This window comes from Streptomyces sp. NPDC001606, assembly GCF_053596835.1.
This window is the reverse complement of record NZ_JBSFHC010000001.1, coordinates 95,845-120,770: the sequence shown is the minus strand read 5'-3', so window position 1 is coordinate 120,770 and position 24,926 is coordinate 95,845. Positions and strand designations below refer to the sequence as shown.

General features: G+C 71.2%; 24 protein-coding genes. 9 read left to right on the top strand and 15 right to left on the bottom strand.

Translation table 11 applies throughout. The features are described 5' to 3' along the window. The first annotated feature begins 136 nt into the window (after positions 1-136). Positions 137-364 carry a hypothetical protein gene (locus tag ACWCV9_RS00595; RefSeq protein ID WP_450783394.1) on the top strand — a complete coding sequence of 76 codons (228 nt, stop codon included), beginning with the start codon at positions 137-139 and terminating at the stop codon, positions 362-364. An 89-nt stretch (positions 365-453) separates the two neighbouring features. Here ACWCV9_RS00595 and ACWCV9_RS00590 read toward each other — a convergent pair whose 3' ends face one another. From ACWCV9_RS00590 to ACWCV9_RS00575, 4 genes are all read right to left on the bottom strand, one after another. Continuing rightward, positions 454-1,218 (bottom strand): MerR family transcriptional regulator, encoded by a 765-nt coding sequence (locus ACWCV9_RS00590; RefSeq protein WP_450784211.1) that lies wholly within the window; start codon positions 1,216-1,218, stop codon positions 454-456. Positions 1,219-1,379: 161 nt separating this feature from the next. Then, positions 1,380-2,414, bottom strand: coding sequence for a hypothetical protein (locus ACWCV9_RS00585; RefSeq protein WP_450783392.1), 1,035 nt, complete (start codon positions 2,412-2,414; stop codon positions 1,380-1,382). 81 nt (positions 2,415-2,495) lie between these two features. Next, positions 2,496-2,960 (bottom strand): hypothetical protein, encoded by a 465-nt coding sequence (locus ACWCV9_RS00580; RefSeq protein ID WP_450783391.1) that lies wholly within the window; start codon positions 2,958-2,960, stop codon positions 2,496-2,498. 213 nt (positions 2,961-3,173) lie between these two features. Further along, entirely contained in the window at positions 3,174-7,016 is a 3,843-nt protein-coding gene (locus tag ACWCV9_RS00575; RefSeq protein ID WP_450783390.1) for an nSTAND1 domain-containing NTPase, read from the bottom strand. 266 nt (positions 7,017-7,282) lie between these two features. On the opposite strand from ACWCV9_RS00575, the gene ACWCV9_RS00570 reads away from it, so the two are divergent. Both ACWCV9_RS00570 and ACWCV9_RS00565 read left to right on the top strand, forming a co-directional pair. Continuing rightward, a complete protein-coding gene (locus tag ACWCV9_RS00570; RefSeq protein ID WP_450783389.1) occupies positions 7,283-8,227 on the top strand; it encodes a peptidoglycan-binding protein in 945 nt (314 codons plus the stop codon). A 92-nt stretch (positions 8,228-8,319) separates the two neighbouring features. Beyond that, positions 8,320-9,522 (top strand): GH25 family lysozyme, encoded by a 1,203-nt coding sequence (locus ACWCV9_RS00565; RefSeq protein WP_450783387.1) that lies wholly within the window; start codon positions 8,320-8,322, stop codon positions 9,520-9,522. Positions 9,523-10,013: 491 nt separating this feature from the next. Here the strand turns inward: ACWCV9_RS00565 and ACWCV9_RS00560 are convergent, their stop codons facing one another. Genes ACWCV9_RS00560 through ACWCV9_RS00550 form a run of 3 tightly spaced genes read right to left on the bottom strand, consistent with a single transcriptional unit; the run spans position 10,014 to position 11,166 of the window. Further along, entirely contained in the window at positions 10,014-10,280 is a 267-nt protein-coding gene (locus tag ACWCV9_RS00560; RefSeq protein ID WP_385846976.1) for a DUF4235 domain-containing protein, read from the bottom strand. A 5-nt stretch (positions 10,281-10,285) separates the two neighbouring features. After that, complete coding sequence (locus ACWCV9_RS00555; protein WP_450783385.1) at positions 10,286-10,798, bottom strand: DUF3618 domain-containing protein; 513 nt, start codon at positions 10,796-10,798, stop codon at positions 10,286-10,288. After that, positions 10,795-11,166, bottom strand: a complete 372-nt coding sequence (locus ACWCV9_RS00550; RefSeq protein WP_450784210.1) for a phage holin family protein — start codon at positions 11,164-11,166, stop codon at positions 10,795-10,797. Before ACWCV9_RS00550 ends, ACWCV9_RS00555 begins: the two co-directional genes overlap by 4 nt. Positions 11,167-11,766: 600 nt before the next feature. Here ACWCV9_RS00550 and ACWCV9_RS00545 point away from each other — a divergent pair. Next, a complete protein-coding gene (locus ACWCV9_RS00545) occupies positions 11,767-12,645 on the top strand; it encodes a GNAT family N-acetyltransferase (protein ID WP_450783384.1) in 879 nt (292 codons plus the stop codon). A gap of 94 nt (positions 12,646-12,739) precedes the next feature. On the opposite strand, the gene ACWCV9_RS00540 is transcribed toward ACWCV9_RS00545, so the two are convergent. Further along, the gene (locus ACWCV9_RS00540; RefSeq protein WP_450783382.1) at positions 12,740-13,234 is read right to left on the bottom strand and encodes a GNAT family N-acetyltransferase; all 495 of its coding nucleotides are present in this window, start codon (positions 13,232-13,234) and stop codon (positions 12,740-12,742) included. A 143-nt stretch (positions 13,235-13,377) separates the two neighbouring features. Here ACWCV9_RS00540 and ACWCV9_RS00535 point away from each other — a divergent pair, with 143 nt between their 5' ends. Beyond that, complete coding sequence (locus ACWCV9_RS00535; protein WP_450783380.1) at positions 13,378-13,656, top strand: hypothetical protein; 279 nt, start codon at positions 13,378-13,380, stop codon at positions 13,654-13,656. Between the two features lie 148 nt (positions 13,657-13,804). Here the strand turns inward: ACWCV9_RS00535 and ACWCV9_RS00530 are convergent, their stop codons facing one another. Beyond that, positions 13,805-14,482: a hypothetical protein gene (locus ACWCV9_RS00530; RefSeq protein ID WP_450783379.1), complete on the bottom strand. Its 678-nt coding sequence runs from the start codon at positions 14,480-14,482 to the stop codon at positions 13,805-13,807. 151 nt (positions 14,483-14,633) lie between these two features. On the opposite strand from ACWCV9_RS00530, the gene ACWCV9_RS00525 reads away from it, so the two are divergent. Next, entirely contained in the window at positions 14,634-15,296 is a 663-nt protein-coding gene (locus tag ACWCV9_RS00525) for a TetR/AcrR family transcriptional regulator (RefSeq protein WP_450783377.1), read from the top strand. Positions 15,297-15,424: 128 nt separating this feature from the next. On the opposite strand, the gene ACWCV9_RS00520 is transcribed toward ACWCV9_RS00525, so the two are convergent. Both ACWCV9_RS00520 and ACWCV9_RS00515 read right to left on the bottom strand, forming a co-directional pair. After that, a complete protein-coding gene (locus ACWCV9_RS00520; RefSeq protein ID WP_450783376.1) occupies positions 15,425-16,216 on the bottom strand; it encodes an alpha/beta fold hydrolase in 792 nt (263 codons plus the stop codon). A gap of 36 nt (positions 16,217-16,252) precedes the next feature. Beyond that, the gene (locus ACWCV9_RS00515; protein WP_450783375.1) at positions 16,253-17,458 is read right to left on the bottom strand and encodes an MFS transporter; all 1,206 of its coding nucleotides are present in this window, start codon (positions 17,456-17,458) and stop codon (positions 16,253-16,255) included. Between the two features lie 59 nt (positions 17,459-17,517). Between ACWCV9_RS00515 and ACWCV9_RS00510 the strand changes: the two genes are divergently transcribed. After that, a complete protein-coding gene (locus ACWCV9_RS00510) occupies positions 17,518-17,880 on the top strand; it encodes a MerR family transcriptional regulator (protein WP_450783374.1) in 363 nt (120 codons plus the stop codon). A 147-nt stretch (positions 17,881-18,027) separates the two neighbouring features. On the opposite strand, the gene ACWCV9_RS00505 is transcribed toward ACWCV9_RS00510, so the two are convergent. Next, positions 18,028-18,480, bottom strand: a complete 453-nt coding sequence (locus ACWCV9_RS00505) for a winged helix-turn-helix transcriptional regulator (protein WP_450783373.1) — start codon at positions 18,478-18,480, stop codon at positions 18,028-18,030. A gap of 100 nt (positions 18,481-18,580) precedes the next feature. Between ACWCV9_RS00505 and ACWCV9_RS00500 the strand changes: the two genes are divergently transcribed. Beyond that, positions 18,581-19,831, top strand: a complete 1,251-nt coding sequence (locus ACWCV9_RS00500; protein WP_450783372.1) for an MFS transporter — start codon at positions 18,581-18,583, stop codon at positions 19,829-19,831. A gap of 7 nt (positions 19,832-19,838) precedes the next feature. On the opposite strand, the gene ACWCV9_RS00495 is transcribed toward ACWCV9_RS00500, so the two are convergent. After that, complete coding sequence (locus ACWCV9_RS00495) at positions 19,839-21,050, bottom strand: serine hydrolase domain-containing protein (protein WP_450784209.1); 1,212 nt, start codon at positions 21,048-21,050, stop codon at positions 19,839-19,841. A 340-nt stretch (positions 21,051-21,390) separates the two neighbouring features. Then, positions 21,391-21,903, bottom strand: a complete 513-nt coding sequence (locus ACWCV9_RS00490; RefSeq protein ID WP_450783371.1) for a hypothetical protein — start codon at positions 21,901-21,903, stop codon at positions 21,391-21,393. A gap of 1,103 nt (positions 21,904-23,006) precedes the next feature. On the opposite strand from ACWCV9_RS00490, the gene ACWCV9_RS00485 reads away from it, so the two are divergent. After that, positions 23,007-23,213: a DivIVA domain-containing protein gene (locus ACWCV9_RS00485; protein ID WP_450783370.1), complete on the top strand. Its 207-nt coding sequence runs from the start codon at positions 23,007-23,009 to the stop codon at positions 23,211-23,213. 83 nt (positions 23,214-23,296) lie between these two features. Here the strand turns inward: ACWCV9_RS00485 and ACWCV9_RS00480 are convergent, their stop codons facing one another. Continuing rightward, positions 23,297-24,820 carry a dienelactone hydrolase family protein gene (locus tag ACWCV9_RS00480; RefSeq protein ID WP_450783369.1) on the bottom strand — a complete coding sequence of 508 codons (1,524 nt, stop codon included), beginning with the start codon at positions 24,818-24,820 and terminating at the stop codon, positions 23,297-23,299. Positions 24,821-24,926: the final 106 nt, after the last annotated feature.

The following is a 24,926-nucleotide window of genomic DNA, read 5'->3' as shown; positions in this document are numbered from 1 at the left end:
CCTGGTGCCTTTTTGCCGCCGGATGACGCCTGGCGGGGCTGTTGAGGCGTTCTGGGGTGTGTTGCCGATGGTGAGCGCCTGTGCGCCCTGCACGCCCTCTGTCTGGCTGCCGTCGGCACACCGCACGGTCGATCCCATGGGGGACACCTGGGAACAGGAGTGCGCCGGCCGCGGGGACGGCAGTCGCTGCCCGCACGGGGCCGTGCTGAGGACCGATGCGGGCAGCGCGGAGTACCGGTGTGATGACTGCCGGGACTACTGGGAGCTGGACGAGACGGAACCGTGGCGCCGGGTGGCCGACGACGACGGGCTGACCCGGCCACTCGGGGACCCACGGGAAGCCGGGCCGGGCACCGCGGCGTAGGACGACGTCAGGCCATCCCGGTCCTCAGCGGGTCAACAGCCGGCACCGTGGCAGCCGGGGTGGTCGGCCCACCAGGTACGCGCGTGCGGTCAGCTCAGCCGGGTGTCGGCGTACACGGTCATCGCATCGCGCTGGTAGACGGCGAGACCCTCGGCGATCTTGTCGAAGTTCGCCCGCATCTGCGGGTCGTCGACATAGCTCTGGCCCACTCCCTTGTACGCGGCCGCGGACGGGGTCCAGAACCGGCAGATGCCCCGGTAGTTGGCGTCCACCTCGGCCTGTACCGCAGGGTCGGACACCGGCGTGCCGGCCACCATGAACTCCGCCATACGGATCATCTGCGCCGTCACCTCACGCTGCCAGCTCTCCATGTCCTCGGAGGTCATCGCCTCGACGGCCCGCCGGGACTGCTCCCACGCCTGCGGCCACCGCTCCCGCACCTCGGCCTCGGCCTCGGAGGGCGCCTGGAACCCCTCGAACAGGTTCTCCGGCTTGTTGATCTTGGTCATATGGTCCTTGCCTCTGCCTTCTTCCAGTTCGGCGATGGTGCGCCCGACCGTACGGGCCAGCGTCTCCAGCCGGTCCCGTTCCGCGAGCAGCCGTGCGTGGTGCTCACGGAGCACGGCCACCTGGTCGAGCTGGCTGTCCAGGACCGCCTGGATCTCGCGCAGCCCCAGGCCCAGCTCCCGCATCAGCAGGATCTGCTGCAACCGCAGCAGATCGGCCTCCTCGTAGTAGCGGTGCCCGTTGCTCCCGATCCACGCAGGCGGCAGCAGCCCGATCTCGTCGTAGTGCCGCAGCGTCCGCGATGTCACCTTGGACATCCGCGCCACCTCCGCGATCGACCAGGCCATGACCGGTGCCTCCTTCGCCGGGCCGGTCTCTCCGGCCACACGCATGACCGTAGAAGTTGCCGCAACGGAAAGCGCAAGCCTGAAAGGGGCCCGTGGTGTCCCCCTTCACCACGGGCCCCCGGGTCGCGAGCGCCGACAGCCTCAGCGAACGCGCCGCGGCCTCATGACTGGTTCTCGTCGCCGTGCGACAGCCGGGCGATCGCGCGGATCGTGGCGTCGCGGGCTTTCACCAGCCGGTCCAGCTCCGCGCGGTGCTCTGCGATCGCGGCCAGTTCGTAGGCCGACTCGACCGCGAACCAGACTCCTACGAGGTTGGTGCGCGCCTTGCAGGCGACGTCCGCCCGCGCCTGGGCGATCTCGCTGCGGGACGGCGTCGCACCGTTCGACGACGGCACCTCGTCCATGGGGGTGCTCATCCTGAAGCCCCGGGAGGTCATGCACGCCGACCATGCCGAGAAGACCTTCGTGACCCGCGGATCGGACATGGACCGTTCGAAGCCGTCGGCCTTGATGCTGGTGACGATTCCGTCCGTATCGGTGCCCGGACCCTGCGAACCCCCGGCGCCGAGCAGCCGCTCGGCCTCGTCCAGGCATCCGCCCCTGGGGACCGGCCGGCCACGGTACGCGGTGAGGGGCGTGCCCGAGGTGTCCACCCCCGTGAGGACACCTCGGGCCGCCGTCGAGAGGGACCGGGGCTTCGCCACCTTCGCGGCCTTCGCCGCCGTGGTCCCGGAGGATGCGGCGGTGGGGGTGTGGTAGCCCCAGGTCCGAGCCTCCGCGGCGTCGGTGAGCCCGTACCGCCGGTACAGCACGGTGTACGCGTCCAGCGCCTCACGCTCCGCCGCCGACCCTGCCGGGAGGCGGGCCGCCGCAGGGTACGGCACGGAGAGCCGCCGCATGCAGGCCCGTACTGCCGCGTCGTCCGCCTCGTCGTATTCCAGTGCCTGCCGCGGGGTCAACATGTAACGCTCGATGGGCAGATGGAGGTGCTCCACCCCGACGATCCGCGGAATCGCGCCCACCACGGGTGGTGCAGTCTGATGGGACGGCTGGGCCGACGGGGAGGAGCAGGCGCTCAGGGCCGCCAGCGCCAGCGCGCCGCCCGCGAGTGCGACGCGTCGTGGCAGCCATCGACGCGGTGCGCGTCGTACATGCCGTGCCGGTTGTGCGGGGGCGGGTGCGGAGACGTACGCCATGGCCATCGCTTCCTCGGAAGTCGGGGACGCGGTGCCCCGCCCACCGACGGGGCACCGCGTGCTCACAGGTCTGGGGACTGCTCAGTGACCGAGACCGGGGCAGCGGGTGTGGTCCGAGACGGCGATGGACGCCTCGTTGTTGCGCATCCAGCTCGTGAGGTTGCCGCCCTTGTGGGGCGCCAGCCAGTTGGAGTCCCCGCGGAAGTTCGTCGAGTACCAGATGCCCACGTTGCAGACCGTGCCGTTCTGCGCGGAGGCGGCGTTGTTGCGGACCCGCTGGCCGGAGCCGGCCCCGCTGCCGCCGAACCTCTTCGTCCCCAGGTCGCCGACCTGGAGCAGCTTCGTCCGGTACGCCGCGTTCTTGGCGTTGGGGGAGTAGTACAGGCAGAGGTCGTACGGGCTCTTGATGTCGCAGTCGGACCTGCTGTTCCAGCTGGAGATGTCCGCGCTGCGGGCCTCCGCGTGTCCGGCCACGGCGCCCAGCGCCAGCGCCGCCGTGGCCATGAGCACTCCGGCACGGGCGGGCAGCCGCTTCATGATCGTCATGTTCGTTCTCTCCCGGTGTCTGTGTGGAACCACAACCTCTGCGGTGCGGCCAGGTGCTGCCGCCGTCCCGGCCGGCCGGCACCTGCAACCGGTCTAGCGCGTCGTCGTTGTCCGGTGCCGGTGAGCCGGCACCGGACAACATGGGCCGGACAACGACGACTCAGACCCGCAGGTCAGGAGAGTGGGGCCGGTGCACTGCCCGTACAGGGCGCGTCATGGGCAGGGCTGCTCCAGTGACGGTTCGGGCATGTACCGGTGCCACTGCCGTGCGGTGACGGCGCCGGTCGAGGCGCACAGGCGGCGGATCGCCTGGCTGACGTCGAGGTTCCACAACCGCACGGTGTGGTCGTCGCTCGCGCTCGCGAGAGTGTGGCCGTCCGGGCTGAACGCCACGTCGTCGATCGGTGCGGTGTGGCCGACGAGGGAGGTGCCCAGTTGGGACGGGTGGCCCGGATCGGTGACGTTCCACAGAGCCAGGGTGTGGTCGTCGCTGCTGCTGGCCAGAGTGCGGCCGTCCGGGCTGAACGCGACCCCGTACACGAAGCTGGTGTGGCCGAGCAGGGGCTCGGCCAGGGCCAGCGGCCGTGCGGGGTCGCTGACGTTCCACAGCCGCACCGTGTGGTCGACGTTGGCGGTGGCCAGGGTCCGGCCGTCGGGGCTGAACGCCACGCCGTACGCACCGCCGCTTCGGGCGGCGAGGGGATGGCCCAGCGGGACAGGCCGGTAAGGGCGGGTCACGTCCCACAGGCGGGTGGTGTCGTCCGCGGAGGCCGTGGCCAGTACGTGTCCCTGCGGACGGAAGGCCAGGGCGGTGACCGCTCCTTTGTGCGCGGTGAGCGGCTCACCGATGCCGGCCGCGTGCGCCGGACGGGAGACGTCCCACAAGCGGACCTGCTGGTCGCTCTTGCCTCCGCTCGCCAGCGTCCGGCCGTCCGGGCTGAAGGCGACCGAGCTGACCTCGCCCCGGTGGCCGGTGAGCGGACTGCCCAGCAGCTTCGCGCGCGCGGGATCGCGTACGTCCCACAGCCGGATGGTGCCGTCCCGGCTGGCGCTGGCCAGGATCGTCCCGCTGGGGCTGAACGCCAGTTTCCGTACAGCGTTGGTGTGGCCGGTCAGCGGGCGGCCGAGGGGTGTGGGCCGTGACGGGTCGGTGACGTCCCACAACCGGACGGTACTGTCCGTGCTGCCGCTGGCCATGATGTGCCGCACCCGGCTGAACGCCACGGTGTTGACGTAGCTCGAGTCCGGGATGACGGTGTCCGGGAGCCTCCAGAGCCGGACGGTGTGGTCGGCGCCGGCCGAGGCGAGGCTGTGCCCGTCCGGGCTGAACGCCAGCCAGTAGATGTATTCGGTGTGACCGGTGAGCGGTTGCCCGAGCGGGACGGGTGCGGACGGGTCCATGACGTTCCACAGGCGGACGGTGTGGTCGGCTCCGGCGGTGGCCATGACCCGCCCGTCCGGGCTGAAGGCGACCGCGTACACCGTGTCGTCGTGCGCGGCCAGGGGCTTTCCGAGCGGGACGGGTGCGGCCGGGTCGGTGACGTTCCACAGGTGGACGGTGCGGTCGTTGCCCGCGCCGGCCAGGAGACGGCCGTCGGGGCTGAAGGCGACGGAGTACACGGTGTCCTGGAAGCCGGTGAGCCGCCCCAGACGCTCCGGCTTGGCGGGGTCGGTGACGTTCCACAGCCGGATGGTGTGATCGTGACCGGCGCTGGCGAGCGTGTGCCCGTCGGGGCTCAACGCGGCCGAGGCGACGGCACCGTGGTCGTGTCCCTTGAGGGGGTGTCCGAGCAGCCGCGGGTGCGCCGGGTCCGCGACGTTCCACAGCCGGACCGTACCGTCGTCGCTCGCGCTGGCGAGCGTGTGCCCGTCCCGGCTGAAGGCCACGGAGAAGACGTAGCTGCTGTGACCGGTCAGCGGCGCTCCCCAGGCAGTGGGGTGGGTGGGCCGAGTGACGTTCCACAGCCGCACCGTGCGGTCGCGTCCGGCGGACGCCAGGGTGCGGCCGTCGGGGCTGAAGGCAAGCCAGTAGACCCACGTGCTGTGGCTGTCGACGGGGCGGCCGATCGGCACCGGGTGGGTCGGGTCCGCGACGTTCCACAACCGGATCCGCCCGTCCGCGCCCCCGGCGGCGAGGGTGCGGTGGTCGGGACTGAACGCGACCGCGAACACGGTGCCGGTTCCCGCGGGCAGCACCCTGGACACCGGGGCGCCGGCGGCGCTGATCAGGTCGGTTTGCAGCTCGGGCCGCGGACGGATGCGGTAGGCGGCGATGTCCAGTTGGGCGGCGAGCGAGGGATCGGTCTGCCGTAACTGACTGGCCTCGGTCTGCACCTCTCCGGCGATGGCGTTGTTCCGTTCGGCCTGGGCGGTCGCGGTCTTCTTGAACGCCACTCCGGCGGCCACGGACGCGACGAGGGCCAGCACGCACACGGCGGTGATTCCGGCGCGGCGCAGACGTGCCGCACGGCCCGCGTGCCGGATGGACGCGGCGAGGAACTCCTCCACCCGGGGGCCGGCGGCCGGACCGTCGCCACGGGTGGCGGCCCATTGCCGCGCCGCGGCCAGCACGCCGCCCCGGTACAGGGCACCGGGGTCGCGGCCCTGCCGTTGCCAGACGGCGGCCGCCTCGGTGATCTGCTGGTGCATCAGCAGACCCGCCCGGTCCTCGTCGATCCACCCGCGCAGCCTGGGCCAGGCGTGCAGCAGCGCCTCGTGAGTGATTTCGGCGCTGTCCCTGTCCAGGGTGACCAGCCGCGCCTGGGCCAGCAGGTCCAGCACGGCGCCGGTGTCCGGGCCGAGGTCCTCGCGCGACACGGGCCGTTTGGTGTCGTCGGTTCCGTCGCCGAGGGACACCATCCGCAGCAGCACGGAGCGGGTGAGCCGGCGCTGCTCGGCCGTCATCTGCTCGTAGAGGGCCTCGGCGGTGTTGGCCAGGGCGTGCGGGATGCCGCCCGCGGCCTCGTAACCGCTCAGGGTCAGCGTGTTGCCGCGACGGCGCAGCCAGGTCTCCCGCATGGCATGGGAGACCAGCGGCAGGACGCCCGGCTCTCCGGTGGCCTCCGCCACGACCCGGGCCAGCAGGGCTGTCTCCACGGCGCACTCGGAGCGGACCGCCGGCTGGCTGACGGCGCGGCGCAGCTCCTCCGTGGACATGGGGCCGACCAGCAACTGGGCGTCCTGGAGAGCCGCCACGAGTTCGGGGTGCTGGGAGCAGCTCGCGTAGAAGTCGGCCCGCACACCGATGACCACGCGGGTACGGCTGTTGGCGGCCTGGGCCGCTGTGAGCAACGCGCTGACGAAACGGTCCCGTTCGTCCTTGCTCCGGCACAGGGTGAAGATCTCTTCGAACTGGTCCACGACCAGCAGCAGATCCGTGTCGTCGGGGCAGTCCGCGCCGGCGAGTCCCTGGAGGACCGCCTGGTGCAGGGACCGGGAGTCGGCGCCGAGCTCCCTGTGCAGGGCAGACGCCGTGCCCCCGGCGAAGGCCGAGAGCCGGGCGGCACACTCCTCCAGCGGATGCGCGCCAGGGGTGAACAGCAGGACCGGCAGGCCCGGACCGCCGACCGTATCGCCCTCGCGCAGACGAGGGATCAGACCGGCGCGCAGCAGCGAGGACTTACCGGATCCCGACGCCCCGAACACGGCGACGAACCGGGCTGCGCGGACCCGCGCGACCAGGTCGTCCGTGAGTCTCTCCCGCCCGAAGAACCGGTCCGCGTCCTCCGGCTGGAAGGCCGACAGCCCCACATAGGGGCACGGCCGGTCCTGCTCCCGGCCCGCGTCGTCCTCTTCGTGCGGCGAGGCGGAGGCCAGACCCGCGGCGACCTCGTGCCAGCGCGCCTTCCAATCCTCCTCGTCGCCGCCGCACGCCCGGACGAAGGCGAGCGTGACCTCCAAAGTGGGCAGCTTCCTCCCACCGGCCGCGTCGGCGAGCGTCGTCGACGAGTAGTGCGCCGCCGCCGCGAGCTGACGGTAGGTGGGCTTGCCGGCCGCGTCCCGTAACCGGCGCAGCTCGGCGGCGAAGCCGGTCAGTGCGCTGCCATCGTCCTCCAACGGCTTTTCTCTGCGCGGCACTTGATACCCCCAAGGTTCGAGAAGCGTCGCCGGGAGCCTACTTGTCCGGAGACGGTTGTCCGAAGGCTCTTCACCGACACCGGACAACGTGTCCTGCCGTAGAACCGAAGTGGCGACCGGCTGCTGCGGGGGAGTGGCCGGCGCCGCCCGGGAAGAGGGCGATGGCCGTACAGCTGCAAGGCAACGCAGGGCGCCCTCTTCCCGAGTTCACCTTCTCTTCTCCCTGAACCCGAGGAGTACCGGACATGCTGAAGAACACTCCTGCGGCCGCCCGCCCGGTGCGGCGCACCCGGCGGGCCGTTCTCGGTCTGCTGACCGCCGCGGTCGCGACCGGCGCCCTGGCGGCTGCCCCGGGCCCGGCTTCGGCGACCGTCTCGACGACCGCCCGGCCGGCTGCCACCTCCACCCAGATCAAGCTGGCCCAGCGGGACCTGAACGGCCTGGCCTACGGCGCCGGTCAGGTGGACGGTATCGGCGGCCCCAGGACCAAGGCGGCGACGCAGTCCTTCCAGAGCGACCGGTGCCTCGCCGTCGACGGCGTCATCGGGTCGCAGACGCTCGCCGGGCTCACCTCCGAGGTGAAGCAGGTGCAGACCAAGGCCGGGGTGGAGGCCGACGGCGACTACGGGAGCGGCACCACGAGCGCGGTGAAGAAGTACCAGTCCAAGCACCACCTGTCGGCGGACGGCATCGCCGGCGAGCAGACGATGAAGGCCATGGGCATCGAGCGGCTCGTCAAGAGCTGCCACACCACGTCGGCGCTCCGCACCAAGATCGTGAAGACTGCCCGCAGCCAGATCGGGGTCACGGCCGACTCCCACCAGTGCGTTCCCGGCAAGCCGTACAGCGTGTGCACCGAGTGGTGCGCGGCCTTCGCCACGTGGGTCTGGCGGCAGTCCGGAGTCAGCATCCCCTTCATGACGTACGTGCCCAACGTCTACGACTGGGCCGTCCAGCACAACAGGTGGGTCGGCACCAGCGGTCTGAAGTCCGCCAAGCCCGGTGACCTGATCATCTTCGGCAGCGCGCACAACCGGTACCACATCGGCGTCGTCGACCAGGTCAACGGCTCGACCGTGCGCGTCATCTCGGGCAACACGAGCGATCCCGCCGGTTCCGGCCGCTACGGCGTCTACGACAAGACCTACTCGCTGTCCGGCTCCGTCTTCTACGGCCTGGTGCGCCCGTAGCGGGCCACGCCCGGCTGCCCCGCCTGCCCCTGCCGGTGCGTCCGGCAGGGGCAGGCCCTGACCTGCCACGGAACACGAACGGAGAGACAGCGATGACGGATCCCCACGGGCGCGGTGCCGCCCGGGCAAGAGCCGGGTGGCGGGCCCGCGGCGCGGCGGCGGTCGCCGCGCTGACAGCCCTGTGCGCCGGCGGCGCGGGCGTGGCCCACGCGGACACCACCGCGACGCCCCGGGTGAGCCGGGCCACCGCATCGGTGCGGGGGCTCGACGTGAGCGGCTACAACCCGACGATCGACTGGAAGAAGACGGCCACCATGGGCGCCGCCTTCGCCTATGTGAAGGCGACCGAAGGGATCACCTACACCAACAGCTACTTCCCGCAGCAGTACAAAGGGGCGGCCGGCGCCGGACTCATCCGCGGCGCCTACCACTTCGCCCGCCCGGACGCCTCCGGGGGACGCGCCCAGGCCGACTACTTCCTGGCCCACGGCGGCATGTGGAAGCGCGACGGCAAGACCCTTCCCGGCGCCCTGGACATCGAGGCCAACGGGCACGGCGACGCCTGCTGGGGGCTCAGCCGCAGCGCCATGACCAACTGGATCGCGGCCTTCGTGAAGGAGTACCGCGCACGGGCGGGCCGCCAGCCGGTGATCTACACCTCCGCCGGCTGGTGGGCGTCCTGCACCGGCAACTACCGGGGATTCGGCCGCACCGTCCCGCTGTGGATCGTCAACCAGTCCGGTACGCCCACCCCGCTGGCCGCCGGCTGGAACACCTACACCGTCTGGCAGACTGCCGACTCGGGCCCCTTCCCGGGGGACCAGGACGTCTTCAACGGCACCCTGAAGGACCTGAAGACCTTCGCCCTGGGCGACTACACGCCTCCGCCGCCCGCCCCGAGCTGGCCTCTGGTGCAGCAGGGCCAGACGGGCCGCCAAGTCGTCACCGTGCAGTACCTGCTCGACGCGCACGGGGCTTCCCTCGCGGCGGACGGGCAGTTCGGTGCGGGGACCCGGGCCGCCGTGGTCTCGTTCCAGAGGAGCCAGCAGCTGACCGCCGACGGCATCGTCGGGCCGAACACCTGGCAGCGCCTGGTCGTCACCGTGCGGCAGGGCGACAGCGGTGCGGCCGTGAAGGCGGTCCAGGACGAGCTGAAGGCCCACGGCGCGTCCCTGACCGCGGACGGCCGGTTCGGGACCGCAACCCGGGACGCCGTGATCACCTTCCAGAAGTCCAGGCGGCTGACCCCGGACGGCGTCGTCGGCCCGAACACCTGGATGGCCCTGGTGAGCTGACGCCGCCCGCGCCGTCCGGCCGCCGCCCGGTCCGCCGCATGCTCCGCGGCGGATTGGGTGCGCGTTGGTGATCGTCTACGACGGGCCTAGGCGGTCAGCGGTGCCAGCCGTCCTTGAATCGGGACCCGCGCGTGGGTCACTCGGACGGGTCGGCGCGGGTGTGGAGTTGCTGCCAACAGTGCTGGATGTGCTCTTCAGCTTCTCGCACGGCGTAGGAGGCGGGGTCCGAGAGCGCGTCCGCAGGTGACGTGGCCTTTGCGGCGTGAGGTGCGACGCGAGGGTCGGATACGCGCCCGTTCCACCTCCGGTCGCCCTGGTGGAGGACGACTGCCCGGGCGACCAGGATCGCGGCGGTGACTGCTGCGGCGGTCAGCGCGGCAGCCGCATGATGATCTGACATGACTGTGCGAGGCCCTTCCTAAGCGTCCTGGACGGGGGGATGGGAGAGCCGGTGGTGCTGTACCACCAGCCCTCCCGACTCCTCATACGCGTCAGCCGGGCCAGGTTCCGGTCAGGCGACGGACGGCGGTGGCTCCGGCGCGGTCGACGGCCGCTTTGACTCCGGCGAAGATCGCGCCCTGGAGCGTGGCGGCGAGCAGCACCTCGTACCAGGAGCGCTCTTCGTCAGTGGCGTCCGGGGCGTCCTCGTCATGGCCGAGCATCTTCCACGTCTGCTTGAACAGCGCTCCCGCGGCCATGCCGCTGACGGCGCCGAGCGCGAGACCGACCGGCTTGTAAGCGATCTTCGACGCCTTCACCCGGCTCACCCCTTTCGGCGGCAGGCCAGCCACACCACCACGGTCACACCCGCTGCGGCCAGCAGCACCCCGCGGTTGCCACGCGCCAGCCGCGCCCCCTGGGCGGTCGTACGGCGCACCGGCTCGGGCGTCTTGTCCTGCCACAGCCGGCCGGCCTGGGCGGCCTTGGCCCGGGCCTGCTCGGCGGCCTGGGCGGCCTTGTCCCTGACCGGGTCGGGCAGCCGGTCCTGTGCCTGGTGGGCCAGGTCGGCAGCCTTCGCCTTCAGCTCCCCGGCCTTCAGGGCGGCCTGCTCCTTCACTTCGCCGGCTTTCGCTGCTGCCTGCTCCTTCAGCTCGCCGGCTTTGACTGCTGCCTGTTCCTTGACCTCGGCGGCCTTCTCCTGGGCGCGCGCCTTGACATCGGTCTTCGCTGCGAGCGCCTCTACCGTCTCGCCGAGTTCGGCCCGGGTCTGCTCGACCTGCTCGCGCAGTTCCTCGGGGCTCGAAGCGGTGGGTTCGTCGTGGGGCGGCTGGGTCATCGGTGTGCGCTCTCCTTGATCTCGGCCACGTCGGCCTTCACGTTCTCGACCGTCTGCGCGGGCATGGGCGGCGCAGCCCGGTCGACCTGCTTCTTTCCACTCATGGCCAGCACCGCGGCGATCACACCCAGCGCGGCTGTGACGATCAGCCCGGCTGCCCACACCGGCAGCGCCACCGCCAGCGCGGCGATCACGGTCGCGACCAGCGCCTGCGCCATCAGGAAGCCGACCATGCCGGCGCCGCCGAACAGACCGCCGCCCTTGCCGTACCGCTTGCCCTTCTCCTTCATCTCCGCCTGTGCCAGGCGCAGTTCGCCGCGCACCAGCTCGGTCAGCTGCTGCGAGGCCCGCTGCACCAGCTCGCCCACCGGCTCCTGGCCCACGCGGTCCGCGCCCTGGCCGGACCCGGCATGGTGCGGCTGCGTGCTCGACACCGTGGCCACCTCCCGTCTGTCTGAGTTCCCGCAGGCCGGGCTGCGACATGCGCCCGACCATCCGTTGCGGACGCGAGTACCCCGAGCCGAGCAGTTCAGAGCGGGCGGCATGACCTGACCGCGGCCCGTGCGTGTGGTCGCGGGCGGCGGCGGAGGCGGTTCCAGCGGCCTGTACGTCGTACGGGAACTCGTTCTCGGCCGTGGGCCGTGGATCGACGCCGACGACGGCGTCCGACAACCAGGGCCGGACTCGCGGTCCGGTGCCGCACCCAGGCGTCCGCCCAGTGCGTTGTCGGGCCGCGGAAGAAGTACGGCGACACCTGTCTGACCACCCGCACCAGAGGGATCACGGTCGGTTATCCGCCTGGGCGATAACCCTTTGCCCAGGGGTCAATCGGCCAGCTAGGGTCACCCAGCCGCCTGCATCAGTGCAGGTCGGCGCTGTCGACCAGGAGGTGTGGAGCACATGCGCAGGAGTGCCCAGGAGCCGAGCTCGCGTACTGACCTTTGCCACCTCCTCACGACGGAGACACCTTGTCCCTTCGCATCACCCCACTGACCGACCCCGCTCACGGGCCGCACGGCCGACGCCTTGCCTGGTTGGCATCGGACGCCGATTCCATTCCTGTCGGGACGGCCTTTCTGCGCCTGTTCGACGGCGGACAAGAGCACCTGGCCGAGCTCGACCTCCGTGTGCATCCCGCGGAGCGCCGCGAGGGCGTCGGCTCCCGGCTCCTCGACGCCGCCGTGGCCACCGCTCGGGACAACGCCCGGCGTTGCGTTGTCGCGCAGGCGGAAGCCGGATCGCCCGGCGACCACTTCCTGGCAGCGCGTGGATTCCGGAAGGTCCTCACCTTGAGGTTCACCCGCTTGCCGCTGGCTGACGTGGATACCGCCGTCCTCGCCGAGATCATCGAGCGTCCGCATCCCGGCTACCGGCTGATGTCCTGGCAGGGAACCGTCCCCGACGACCTCGCCCAGACCTTCGCCGCCTCACGCCGCGCCATGGACGACATGCCCATGGACGACACCGACTACGGCACCGTGACCTGGGACGTGGACCGCGTGCGGGCCGCGGCGAAGGCCGTCGAACAGCGCGGCGACCACCTGCACACCGTCGTCGCCATCGATGCCTCCAACGGCTCGATCGCCGGGTTCACCGAACTCGTCATCCCCGGCAACGGCGCAGGTGACGGCCAGCACTACGGCACCGGCGTGCTGCCCGAGCACCGTGGACACGGCCTGGGCCGATGGATGAAGGCCGAGTCGATCCGACAGGCCCACAGTGACTATCCGCACCTCGCTGGCCTCCTGACCGACACCGCCGACAGCAACACGCACATGCGACAGATCAACGACAGTCTCGGCTACGCACCCACACACACGACACACCAGCATCAGCTCGACCTTTAGCAGCGAGCGGCCGGGCCGGGCCCGGGGCATCACCCCGCCCGGCCTGTCCGCGCTCTCGACACACACCCCAGCGCACCATCAAGGGCATGACGCTCTACAGCTGAAGGTCGCGCTGGTACCAGGTGCCTGACTTGCCGCCGAGGTCGGAGGGGGCGGCCGGGCCGACCGGGACGAAGCCGGCCTTGGTCAACACCCTCTGGGACGCAACGTTGTCGTGGGAGGTGGCCGCCCGCAGCGTGCGCAGCCCGAGTCGCGCCGCCGCCAACCGGCAAAGCTCCTGGACGGTCGCGGTCGCCACGCCACGGCCGGCGACCTGCTGAGCGACGCGGTAGCCGAGTGTCGCCGTGCTGTCCTCCACGTCGTACAGGTTGAACCTGCCGAGTACCGAGCCCTCCTCGGTGACGAGCACGTAGAAGGCGCAGATGCCGGCCTCCTGCTCGGCCAGCAGGGCCTTGTACCGGTCAGTGAACCGGTCGAAGAAGTCGTCGCCGCGGTCGGGGACCGAGGTAGCGAAGTAGCTGCGATTCGCCAGCTCGAAGGCCAGGACCGCCGGGGCGTGGTCGGCGTGCAGCCGCTTCAGCTCGGGCATTGCCCGACTCTATCCGGATGGTTCGCTGAAACCACCTGAGTTTCCGCCCGTGGCAGACAGCCCCAAGATCAGGGCACATAACGCTCTACGGCTGGAGCAATAGGCTCCGAAGATCACCGTCTTCAGAGCGCTGTGAGGGACCCATGGCCGTCACCTACTTGATGCTCGCGCGGCTACCTGAAGGAGGCTTGGACGCCTTCGACGCTTATGAAAGCGCCGTTCTGCCACTCCTTGCCGAGTACGGAGGGCGCCTTGAGCGACGCCTGCGCACTCCGGACGATCGGGTCGAGGCCCACGTCATCACCTTTCCCAACAGCGAGGATCTCGCTGCCTACCGGGCGGATCCCAGGCGTTCTGCCGCGGCACCGCTGCTGGAATCGTCTGGAGCAGCGGTCGAACTGCTCGCGGTCCGCGACGTGTAGTGCCGGGCCGGCGTGATCGAAGGAGCCTTCTTCCACCTCGCCGACGGCCGGTCCGGCGATCACGGGATGGCGCTGAGGGCGATCAGGGCCGCCGAGAGGGGCCAGGTCCGCTGGGTGCGTTGCTGAGTCCTCACCTGCTGGGCGAGCATCACGCGGCAGCGTAATCGACGCGGGGAGGCTGTTGGTTGTCGCCGACGGTGGTCGGCTGGTTGCGCCACAGCGAGATGCCCAGACCGATCAAGGCCACTCCGGTCGGAACGGCCAACGGCCGGTTGAACGACTCCGGAAGTACCGCGAGCGCGACCGTGGCGACGGTGCCGGCGGAGAGGAGGGCCGCGGCCCACCGTGCGAGTATGCGCGCCCGGAACAGCGCGATACCGAACAGGCAGCCGCCCGCAAGGTAGCCGACGGAGCTGAGGACGAACACCGTCTGCATGGCTCCGATGCCATGGGTCGCGGTGCCGCCGAAGGCGACGGCAAGGACGTCGTGGACGTAGTGGGGCGAGGTGTGCGCCAGCGAGGGGAGAACCGCGGCCGCGACGACCTCGACGCTCAGCATGAGCAGATAACCGGCGGCGAACAGCGAGTAGCCGATGAAGCCGATGATCCCTGTCTGCCGGACCTGACGCAGGTACATGCCGGTGATGCCGGCAAGCGCCAGTGCGGCCATGAGCGCCTTTGCGGTGCTGCGAACGGCCCAGTCGGTGGTGGTCACCGACGAGACATCCATGGGTGGGTGGTTGACCTGGACACCGATGAACAGCAGTCCGGCGATCGCGGCAGAGACTCCAGCGGCCCGCATGAGCCTCGCGGTGGTGATGGTCATCAGGGGCTGCTTCGTCCCGATGCGTCCTGGCGTCGAGCTCATGGTGCGCCTCCTCCATGAGGTGTACGACGTACACCTTTGCTGCGGTCAAATTAGGTGTACCGTGTACACCTGTCAAGGCTGGAGATCGGTCAGGCCGAAGAGGACGCAGATGCAGGACAGCGCCGCAGGCGTCGGCCGGGAGCGGCTCAACCGCGCCAAGGTGTTGCGTGCGGCCGCCGAGTTGGCGGATGAGGGCGGTTTCGACGCGCTCACTATGCGCAGGCTGGCGGCCCGGCTCGGCGTCGTACCCATGGCGCTCTACAAGCACGTGGCGGACAAGCATGAGCTGCTCGACGGCATGGTCGACCTGGTCTTCGCCGAGGTCGAGATGCCCGAAGACGCCGACTGGCGTACCGCTCTGCGCACACGCGCCTCGTCGATGCGGCAGGCGCTGCTCCGTCACCCGTGGGCAGTCGGCCGGATGGAGACTGGCACTCCGGGGCCGGCGAACCTGTGCCACCACAACGCCGTGATGCGGTGCCTCCGCCGCGACGCAGGCTTCCCGTTCCCCGTGGCCGTGCACGCCTACAACCTGATGGACGCCTACATCTACGGGTTCGCCCTTCAGGAGAAGACCCTCGCCGGCGACATCCCGGCCGAGGCAGCGCGACGACGGAAAGCCATCGCCGACCGGCAACCGTCAGAGATCGACGACTACCCCTACCTCGCCGAGGTGGTCGCGGAACTGGCGAAGACAGGGTTCAACTTCGCCGACGAGTTCGAGTTCGGACTCGACCTCATCCTCGACGGCCTCGGTCACCTGCGTCAGTAGGCGCCGACACGGACGCGCCGCCAAGAGGCCGGACGCGTCGCTGTCCTGTGTGCAAAGGATCCGTTGAAGGCAGGACCGGCTGCCCGGCGACGCCACAGTGGAGGTCGCCGGCAGCCGGTCAACGGCCGTCAGATGTGGCTGTCGCGCAGGAAGTCGCAGATAAGGGTGGCCCATTGTTCGGGCTGCTCGACGAACGGGAGGTGCCCGGTGGCGAGTTCGGCGTAGCGCGCTCCGGGGATGGCTTCGGCGAGTTGCCGGTGGTGGTGCGGGGTCACGAGCTGATCGAGCGTGGTGGAGATGACGAGGGTCGGCACGGTCAGCGCGGCGAGGTCGGCCCGGACGTCGACGTGGTTGAGCAGGTCGAGGTGTTCAGGCGTGCCGGGTGGGACGGTGGCCGCGGTGGTCTTCAGGGCGGTGTCCAGGTCGTCCTGGCCGATGGCGTCCAGGGCCGGTGCGCTGAGTCCGATCAACGAGAGGAAGGCGGCCAGCTGCTCCCGATCGCCGGCGCCCAGCAGGTCGCGCCACAGTGTGGCGGCGAGGCGGAAACGCGGGTTGGGGTGGGCGAAGCCGGCGGTCAGAACGAGGGCGGTGACCCGGTCGGGGTGGCGGGTGGCGGCCCTGATGGCGACCGGGCTGCCGAGTGAGTACCCGGCGATGGCGAAGGTGCCCTGCCCCTCTTCGACGGCGGTGGCGACCAGGGCATCGGCGAGGCCGTCGAGGGTGAGCGGCGCCTCGGCGCGTTCGGTGCGGCCGGTGCCCGGATAGTCGGGGCCGATCACAGTGTGATGGGCAGACAGGGCTTCCATGACGGGGCCGTAGTTGGCGTCGATGCCGCCGCCGGCACCGTGGGCCAGGAGCAGGCCGGGGCCGGTGCCGCGCACGATGCGGCCGAGGCGAGAGGTCGGCAGAGCAGGGGACATGGTCGTTTCTTCTCCTTGACTTCCGGCAGTGCGTGATCAGTGCCGGCTGGTGCGGTGGTGGCGGACGGTTGCGGCGGCGACGAGCACGGCGCCGCCGACGAGCAGAGCGCCGATCCAGGGCAGATCGGTCAGGCCGAGGCCGGCGGTGAGGGCGTGGCCGCCGAGATGGGAGCCCCCGGCGACGCCCAGGTTGAATGCGGAGGCGCTGATCGCGGTGACCAGGGTGGGTGCGTCCGGGGCGGCGGCCAGTGCCCGGTCTTGCAGTAGCGGGATGAGGGCGGCCGCGATCACGCCGAGGACCAGTACGGTGACGGCGGCCGTCCACCGGATCCGGCTGGTCAGGCTGAACGCGGCGAGTACGCCGGCCAGGCCGAGCAGCAGGGCGCACAGCCCGGCCCACGAGGTGTGGTCGGTCAGCCGGCCGCCGAGGACGTTGCCGCCGACCGCACCCACCCCGAACAGGGCGAGCAGGGTGGTGACCGCGGCCGGGGTGAAGCCGCTGACCTGCTGCAACAAGGGCGCGATGTAGGTGTAGGCGGTGAACAGCCCGCCCTGTGCCACCACGGTGATCGTCAACACCGGGGCCACCCGGGGCCGGAGCAGACCCCGCACCTCGCCCCCCGGACGAGCGGTCTCGTACGGCGCCGGCGTCCGGACGAGGGCGGCCACGCCGCAGAGCACGACAGCGGCGAGGGCCGCGATGGCCCAGAAGGTCGTACGCCAGCCGTAGTGGTCGCCGATCCAGGTGCCCAGCGGTGCGCCGAGGACCGTGGCCAGATTCCAGCCGGCCGTCACGACGGCGACGGCACGGCCGCGGCGGGCCGTCGGCACCATACCCACCGCGATCACCATCGCCGTTGCGAAGGCCGTGCTGTGTGTGAGCGCGGTCAGCATCCGGGCCGCCATCAGGGCGTCGAAGCTGCCCACCAGGGCTGCGGCGAGGTTGCCGACGACGAATACACCCAGCAGCACCAGCAGCGCCCGGCGTCGTGCCAGCCGCAGCATCCCCACCGTCACCAGCGGCCCGGCGACGGTGACCACCAGGGCGTACCAGGTGACCAGGGAACCGACCACGGGCAGCGGACGGTGCCAGTCGGCCGACAGTTGCGGCAGCAGCCCGACCATGACCCACTCGGCGGTGCCCACGACGAACACGCACGCGGTCAGCACCGCCGAAGCAGCGCGGCGGCGCCATACAGGCGGGCAGGGGATCTCTGTCGCCGGAGGTGCGGTGGTGGTCATGACCGCGACGCTAGAGTCTCACATCAGTGTCAGAGTCAACGCGGTGAGGTGCAGATCACGTGCGCATCGGGGAGATGGTCCGCCGGACCGGGGTCAGCGAGCGGCTGCTGCGCTACTACGAGGAGCAGGGCTTGCTGACGCCCACGAGGTTGTCCAGCGGCTACCGCGTCTACAGCGACGCGGACGTGGACACCGTCCGACGCATCCGCACCCTGCTCGCCGCCGGCCTGCCGACCGCCACCATCGCCCAAGTCCTGCCGTGCATCCGTGACAACGGGACAACCCTCGCGCCGGTGTGCTCCGACCTGGTGGCACAACTGCGCCGCGAGCGCGAACGCATCACCGACGCGATCAAGGCCCTCCAGACATCGCAACGCATGCTCGACACAGTCATCGCGGCAGGTCCGACCGACACCGACTGAACGGCCCGCAGCCGGCGGCCGACGAGGCGTGAACGACCAAGTCCCGGCCGCCCACCCCACGCCGTAGGCACGCGCCCGGCCAGCGGATGGGCGCACATGGGCAGTTGCCCCTCGGGCGGCGTGCCGGTGCCGGGTCTCCGGCTCGGATCAATGGGTTGTGATCTTGTGGACGGTGGTGTCGTCGGGGTTCAGTCGGCGCCCGTCCGCAGACAGTACTTCCAGTGGGCGGAGGCGCTGTCCCTGGCGGCGGTCGACCAGCTCTGAATGCGGTTCACCGGGGGCGAAGAAGTGCTGTTCACCCCATTGCCGCAGTGCCACGATGACGGGGAAGAGCGCCTTGCCTTTCGGCGTCAGTACGTACTCGCGGTAGGTGCTGCCGTCCGAGGCGGGTACGGATTCGAGGACGCCGCCGGCGACCAGCGTGCGCAGACGCGCGGTGAGGATGTTCTTCGCCACGCCGAGGCTGCGCTGGAACTCTCCGAAGCGCCGGCTTCCGTCGAAGGCGTCCCGCACGATCAGCAGGGACCACCAGTCGCCGATCGCGTCCACCGACCGGGCGACGGGACATTCGCTGTCGTCGAAGCGCGTCCTGCTCACCATGGCGTCCCTCACTCTCGCTGTGGTTGCAACATGCTACCAGGGAGGGCTACTGTCGCCGCCGGTATCAAGATGCAACCAGATCCGTGGAGGGGCGACAGTGATGGCTGACAGCGGTGAGGCTGTGACACCCGGGATCGCTGCCCGAAGCGATGAAGGTTCCGCGTCCGTCCTGTCCCGTGGCGTCGTTCTCCTGTTCGCTGTCGCGGGCGGTGCGGCCGTGGCCAACGTCTACTTCTCCCAGCCGCTCCTGGTGACCATGGGTCACGACCTCGCCATGAGCCCGGCACTTCTCGGCAGCGTGGTCACCCTCACTCAGGTCGGATATGCGCTGGGACTCTTCTTTCTCGTGCCGCTGGGCGATGTGACCGACCGCAGACGGCTCATCGTGGCCCACTTGCTGCTCCTGGTGGTGGCACTGGCCGGGGTAGCCGCCGCCCACACGGCGGCGGTCCTGCTCGCGGGCATGGCCACGGTGGGGCTTCTCGCGGTGGTCACACAGACTCTGGTGGCCTTCGCGGCATCACTGGCCCCTCCGGCCGAGCGCGGACGGGTCGTCGGTCTGGTCACCAGCGGCGTGGTCACCGGAATTCTGCTCGCCCGCACCGCGTCCGGCCTCCTGGCCGATCTCGCGGGCTGGCGCTCCGTCTACCTCGCCTCGGCGTCGCTCACCGCTCTGCTCGCCCTGGTCCTGCACCGAGTGCTGCCGCGCCGCAGTGGCGCCCAGCCGACAACTCTGGGCTACGGACAGCTCCTGCGCTCCACGATCACCCTCTTCGTGCGGGAACGACTGCTGCGACTCCGGGCCCTGCTCTGTCTGCTGATTTTCGCCGCGTTCAGCACCCTGTGGAGCAGTATCGCGCTGCCGCTCAGCGAGGCCCCGTACTTCCTGTCCCACAGCGCGATCGGGGCGTTCGGCCTGATCGGTGTCGTGGGCGCCCTGGCCGCGACCGTGGCGGGCCGCCTGAACGACCGCGGCCTCTCCCGCTGGACCACCGGCATCGCCCTGGCGTTGCTCCTCGTCTCGTGGTTGCCCTTGTACTTCACCCGCAGCTCGCTTTGGGCACTGATCGTCGGGGTGATCCTCCTTGACCTCGCCGTGCAGGCGGTCCATGTCACCAACCAGACGCTGATCTACGCGCTGCACCCGGACGCGGGCAGCCGGCTGATCGGCGGATACATGGTCTTCTACTCGATCGGCAGCGCCACCGGTGCCATTGCTGCGACCTCCCTCTACACGGTGGGTGGCTGGAACGCCGTATGCGCACTGGGTGCCGCCTTCAGCTGCCTCGGGCTCGTGCTGTGGGCGTTCACTCGACACGGCATCCCGGATTCCGCCGCCAAGGTCACCTGACGGTGGACTACGGTCGCGTGTCGCAGAACTCGGCGTCGACGACCCGCTGCTCGTGCACGTTCCAGTCCCCGTTGAAGTTCAGCGCCAGGGCGTGCCTGCCGTCCGCGGTGGTCAGGGCCTCCGATATCGATCCCTGGATGCCGCCGCTGTGACCCCACACCTCGACACCGCAGGACAGCTTCAGCTTCATGATGCCGAGGCCGTAGGAGAAGCCCGGCGCCTCGGGCACCTGCACGGTGGTGGTCATCTCCGTCAGCTGGCGCGTTTTGAGGAGCCTTCCGGTGAGCAGCGCCCGGTAGAACCGGTTGAGATCAGGTGCAGTGGTGACGATCTCACCGGCAGCGCCCGCCAGGGACGGGTTGAGTACGGTGACGTCGTACGTCCTGCCGCCCGGCTCGCCGGGGCCTGCGAGTTCGCCGGTCAGTTTGGAATAGGCCCTGCCCGCGGGCCCGGGCAGGGAGGACCGAGTCCCAGGCAGGACGGTGGAGTTCAGGTGCAGGGGACGCAGGATGCGCCGTTCGATCTCGTCAGCGTATGAGCGACCCGTGACCTTCCGGATCACCATGCCCGCGAGGATGTAGTTGGTGTCGGAGTAACTCCACTTGTCGCCGGGGGCGGAGATGGGCCGATGGGTCATGGCGAGCCGGACGATCTGCTCCGGCGTCCAGGTGTCGTAGCGGTGACGGAGAAAGGCGGTGCCGAACTCACGCCGCTTGAAATCCTCGTCCTCGGTGTAGCTGTAGACGCCGCTGGTGTGGTTGAGGAGTTGGCGCAGGGTGATCTGCCGGCCGTCGTGTCCGTGTCCCTCGACCAGTCCCGGGAGCCAGTGGTCCACCGTGTCGTCCAGACTCAGTCTCCCTTCGCCCTCCAGTTGGAGCATCACCGTGGCCACGAAGGTCTTGGTGATGGAGCCCGCCCGGAACCGGTCCTCGACCCGTGGTGACCTCCCCGTCCGCAGGTCGGCGGTGCCGGAGCGGCCCGCCCACGTCCCGTGCCGGTCCTCGGCGACCGCGACACCACCGGGAGCCCCGTCCCGCACCACCCCGTCGAGCGCCTCTTGAGTGGCGCGGTGGCCACTCGCGGCCTCCGTGGCGGGGGCCGCCTGGGCCGGTATCGCCGCACCGGTCGCCATGACCGCCGCCGCCAGCATCCCGGCGGCCCCGAGCCGCAGTCTCCGCGCCCTGCGCACCGCGTACCTCGGGCGCCCGCCCGACGCCACCTCGGCCCGGGCGGCAGGCGTCGCTCCCCGCCCCTGGGGTTCCTCCCGGCGGGGAGGATGCGGACCGTCCACTGCATGTGCACGCTGGGACACGGAAGTACTCCTCTGGGATCAGTGGGTGACGGCTGCTGCCTGCGACCGAGTATCGAAGAGCCGGACCGGTGCTGAGCAGCCTGCTGCCCACCGGTTGCACGGTGGGGAAAGCCCCCCCCGGATGCGCGTCGGCGGGCACCCGGCGCGGGCCCGACGAGAACCGCGCGTGGTCGGATCCGGAGACGACCAGGCGGCGGTCCCCGGTGGCGAGCGCGGCCAGTCGGCTGTGCTGCTCCGGCGTCAGACGTCAGCACGGCGGCGCCGAGCGCTTGCAGGGCATCGCAGGCGACCTGAGCTCGGCGCGGGTGTCGGCCGAGTGCAGCGCCGCCTCGGCGAGCCGGGCGCGGTCGGGACCGGCCGGATCAGCGACGGCGAGCAGCCCGAGGACGGCCGAGGGTGCCTGTGCTGGGTCGTCGAGGAGCGCTTCGAGTCGGGCAGTCAGGGGGCGCCCGGCCGGGCCGAGTACGGCGATACCGCGGGCGACAGCAGGGGCGGCCGTCCAGTGGAACCACTGACGGCCCCCGCAGATGTCGAACACCGAGGCCAGCACCGGGACGACCTCGGCCGCATCCCCGACGATCCGCCACCGGGCGAGCGCTGTCCGCAGGGCCGGCGCCACGAACAGCTTCCCGGCGCCGACCTGCTCCCGCTGCTCCGGCCCGATGGGGGCGGCGACAGCGGTGCTCGGGGTGGCGGCGTACGGGAACCAGGGCAGTACGGCGCACAGTTCGGGCAGTGCCTCGGCGGCCTGCGGCGCCACCAGGACGAGCGCGGCGAGCCCTGGTCGGCCACGTAGTCGTCCAGTTGTGCGGCGAGTCCGGCGAAGACAGAAACCGCGGCCTCGGCGGCGGCCGGCCTCATCGGTGCGGGCCGGTGTCCGCGCGGTCGTGTGATCTCATGTGCGTGGCGCGGCAAGGCGGAGACGGGACGACGGGGCGGAGCGCGGTGTTGAACAGTCAGGGCACTTCAGTGACACCCTCCCGCACGCAACTGCTGCCGGTCCTCGCGCTGACCCGCGAGTCGGAACGAGCCCGGCAGCTGCTGGCTGCCGGGGAATGGCGCCCTGCCGCGGAGGACACCGACGCGGCGGCCAAGGTCCTCGCCCGGCTGTCCGCCCCACTCCCCGGTCGCAAGGCCGGCAGCGTACGGGCGCGGGCCGTGGACCGCGACCGGCGGCTCCAGCGAATCTTCCGGGCCGCAGTTCACCACCTCGACGCCGGCGCAGTGAGTCCGCCGACCGCCGCCCTTCTGGCCGCTGTGGCTCGCGCCCTCCTTCCCTGGTCCGCTGCCCCCAATCCGCCGGCCGCTGCGGCGGCTCCGCGCTACCCGACTCTCCAGGACACGGTGGATGGCTCGCCGATTGTGCCGACGGAGGCGGGTGAAGCCCTGCTCCCCGACCTGATCGCACTGTTCGCCGCACTGGCGGCCCCGAGCCCGCCCGGAACCGCTCCACGCACACCCGCAGCGGTTCCCTGGCAGGTCCAGCACGCGGGCAGGTTCCGGCACTACGGCAGACCCGCCCGCGATGTGTGGACGGCCGACACCTTGCGCTGCTCCGGGTGCGCGCGTGCGGACGGCCCTTGGACGGTGGCCTGCGACTGGCATCGGGTGACTCTGGGGTGCCCGTGCGGGCAGGTGACCGACCGGCACAGCCTCACGTTCTCCGAAGTCTTCCTCGTTCTGCCGGATGTGTGAGCCGGCCGAACGGCCGCCGCTCGCAGGCTCAACGCCCCGTCCTACGGCGTGGCCGGCACCCTCAGGTCTCCGCGTCGACCGATCGACGGCGACCGCCCCGTCTTCGTATCCGTTGTTCCATGATGATGAGTCCGATCGTGGATTCCCAAAGGTTGGAGTGGCTCGGCAGTGTCGACTTCGTCTGAGTTCCGTGGCTTCGACGTGGTGTTGCGGGGTTACGACCGCCGTCAAGTGGACCGCTACCTCAAGGCCCTGGCCCAGGGCGACTCGCCGGAGCCCCTCCCGGCGTTCCGGGTCGTTCTTCGGGGCTACGACCGTCGGCAGGTTGACGCGCGAATCGCGGAACTCCTCCGGGGCGGAGGCGCCAGCGGATAGCACGCCGTACAGCGTCTGGAGTGCTACCCGCTCCACGAACTGCCGGAGGGCGCGAGGCGTGAGACGGCGGCCGGCCGCGGCGGTCAGCCGGTCAGGTGGCCCACCACCGACCGCATCGCCTGCCGCAGTGCCGGGCTGACCTCCTCGGACGGGTCGAGGGTTTCGAAGCCGTGGCGGCCGCCGGGCACGTCGACCAGTTCCAGGTGCGCCCCGCAGTCCTTGGCGGCCTTCACGAACTCCTCGACGGTGGCCGCGATCTCCGGTGACTCCCGTCCGGCCCGCAGGAGTACGACGGGCAGGTCGCCCGCGTGCGCGAGCGCGCGCACGGGCTGGAACCGGGCGTCCGACAGGCCCCAGTTGGGCAGCGGCGCCAGGATCGGATAGCTCGCGGCCACGCAGCGCAGCCACGGCGGCGGCGCCGCCAGCCACGGGGCGGTGAGCAGGCCGCCGCCGGAGAAGACCCACAGGGCGATCCGGTCGGCGTCCACCCGTGGGTCGGCCCGCACGAGCTCCACCGCGGCGGTGACGTCCGCGGCGGCGCGCTCATAGTCGGTGACGTCGTGCAGCCGGTGGTCGAGGGTCACACCGACCAGGCCCTCGGCGGCGGCGTGACGGGCGTACCCGATGAAAGTGGGCCACTCGCGCGGGGTGGGCCGGGCCCCGGCGGGCAGCGGGCCGCCGTGCACGAACACCACGGCCGGCCGCGGGCCCTCGGCATCAGGGACGTACAGGTCGACGTGTCCGTGGCGCTCGCGGGGCACTTCCGGCACGTCCAGCGGGAACGGTCGCAGGTGGGCGGGTGGTTCGCAGGTGCTGGCCGGCCGCAGGCGGCGTCCCTCGCCCGCCGCCGCCAGCAGCAGGGATTCGGCCAGCTCCGCGGGGGTGGACAGCATCGGCCAGTGCCCGGTGGGCAGTTCGAAGAACGTGACCCGGGGGTCGGTCAGAGGCTGGAGGGCCGGGTCGCCGAAGTCGACGAGCCGTTGCACCAGTTCGACGCTCACCCCGTTGGCGAGGCACAGGATGCCGGTGGTGGGCACGGCGGCCACCGGTCCGGCCAGCCGCAGCGGCTCCAGCAGGGTGGCCAGCGGCTGCGGCGCGGCCAGGGCCGCGAGCCGGTCCAGCGCCGCGTCGGTGACGCCGCCGGTGCTGCCCCAGCGCTGCCACTGCTCCCGCGTGACGGGCGGCGCCAGCTCCCCGTCCCCCTCTCCTCGCCGGGCCCGCTCGGCCAGCTGCGCGCGCAGCTCCTGGTCGGGTACGGCGGCCAGGGCGGGCACACCGTTCTGCGGCATCCCGGCGTCCAAGTACACCACGCGGTCGATGCGCTCGGCCCGGCGATCGGCGGCCCCCAGCACGGGGTGGATGCCGTAGTCGTGTCCGACCAGCACGATTGCCCGGCCGGACGCCGGGTCGACCGCGTCGATCGCCGCGACCACGTCCGCGATGTGCGTCTCCAGGCCGACGCGGATCCCCTCGGCGGGGCGGTCCGGGTCGAGCCCGGTGAGCGGGACGGCGTACGCCTCGCTGCCCGCCTCGACCAGCCGCGCGGCGGTCGCCTCCCACACGTGGGCGCCGGTGAACGCGCCCGCGACCATGATGAAGACGGTCATGGCCCTCTCCTCCCTCGGGTGGCGCCGCGCCTGTCGCGTACGCCGTCGTCCACGGGCCGGTCGCCCGGCCCGCGCGCCGGTACCGTAGAAACTCCCCCAGAGGGAG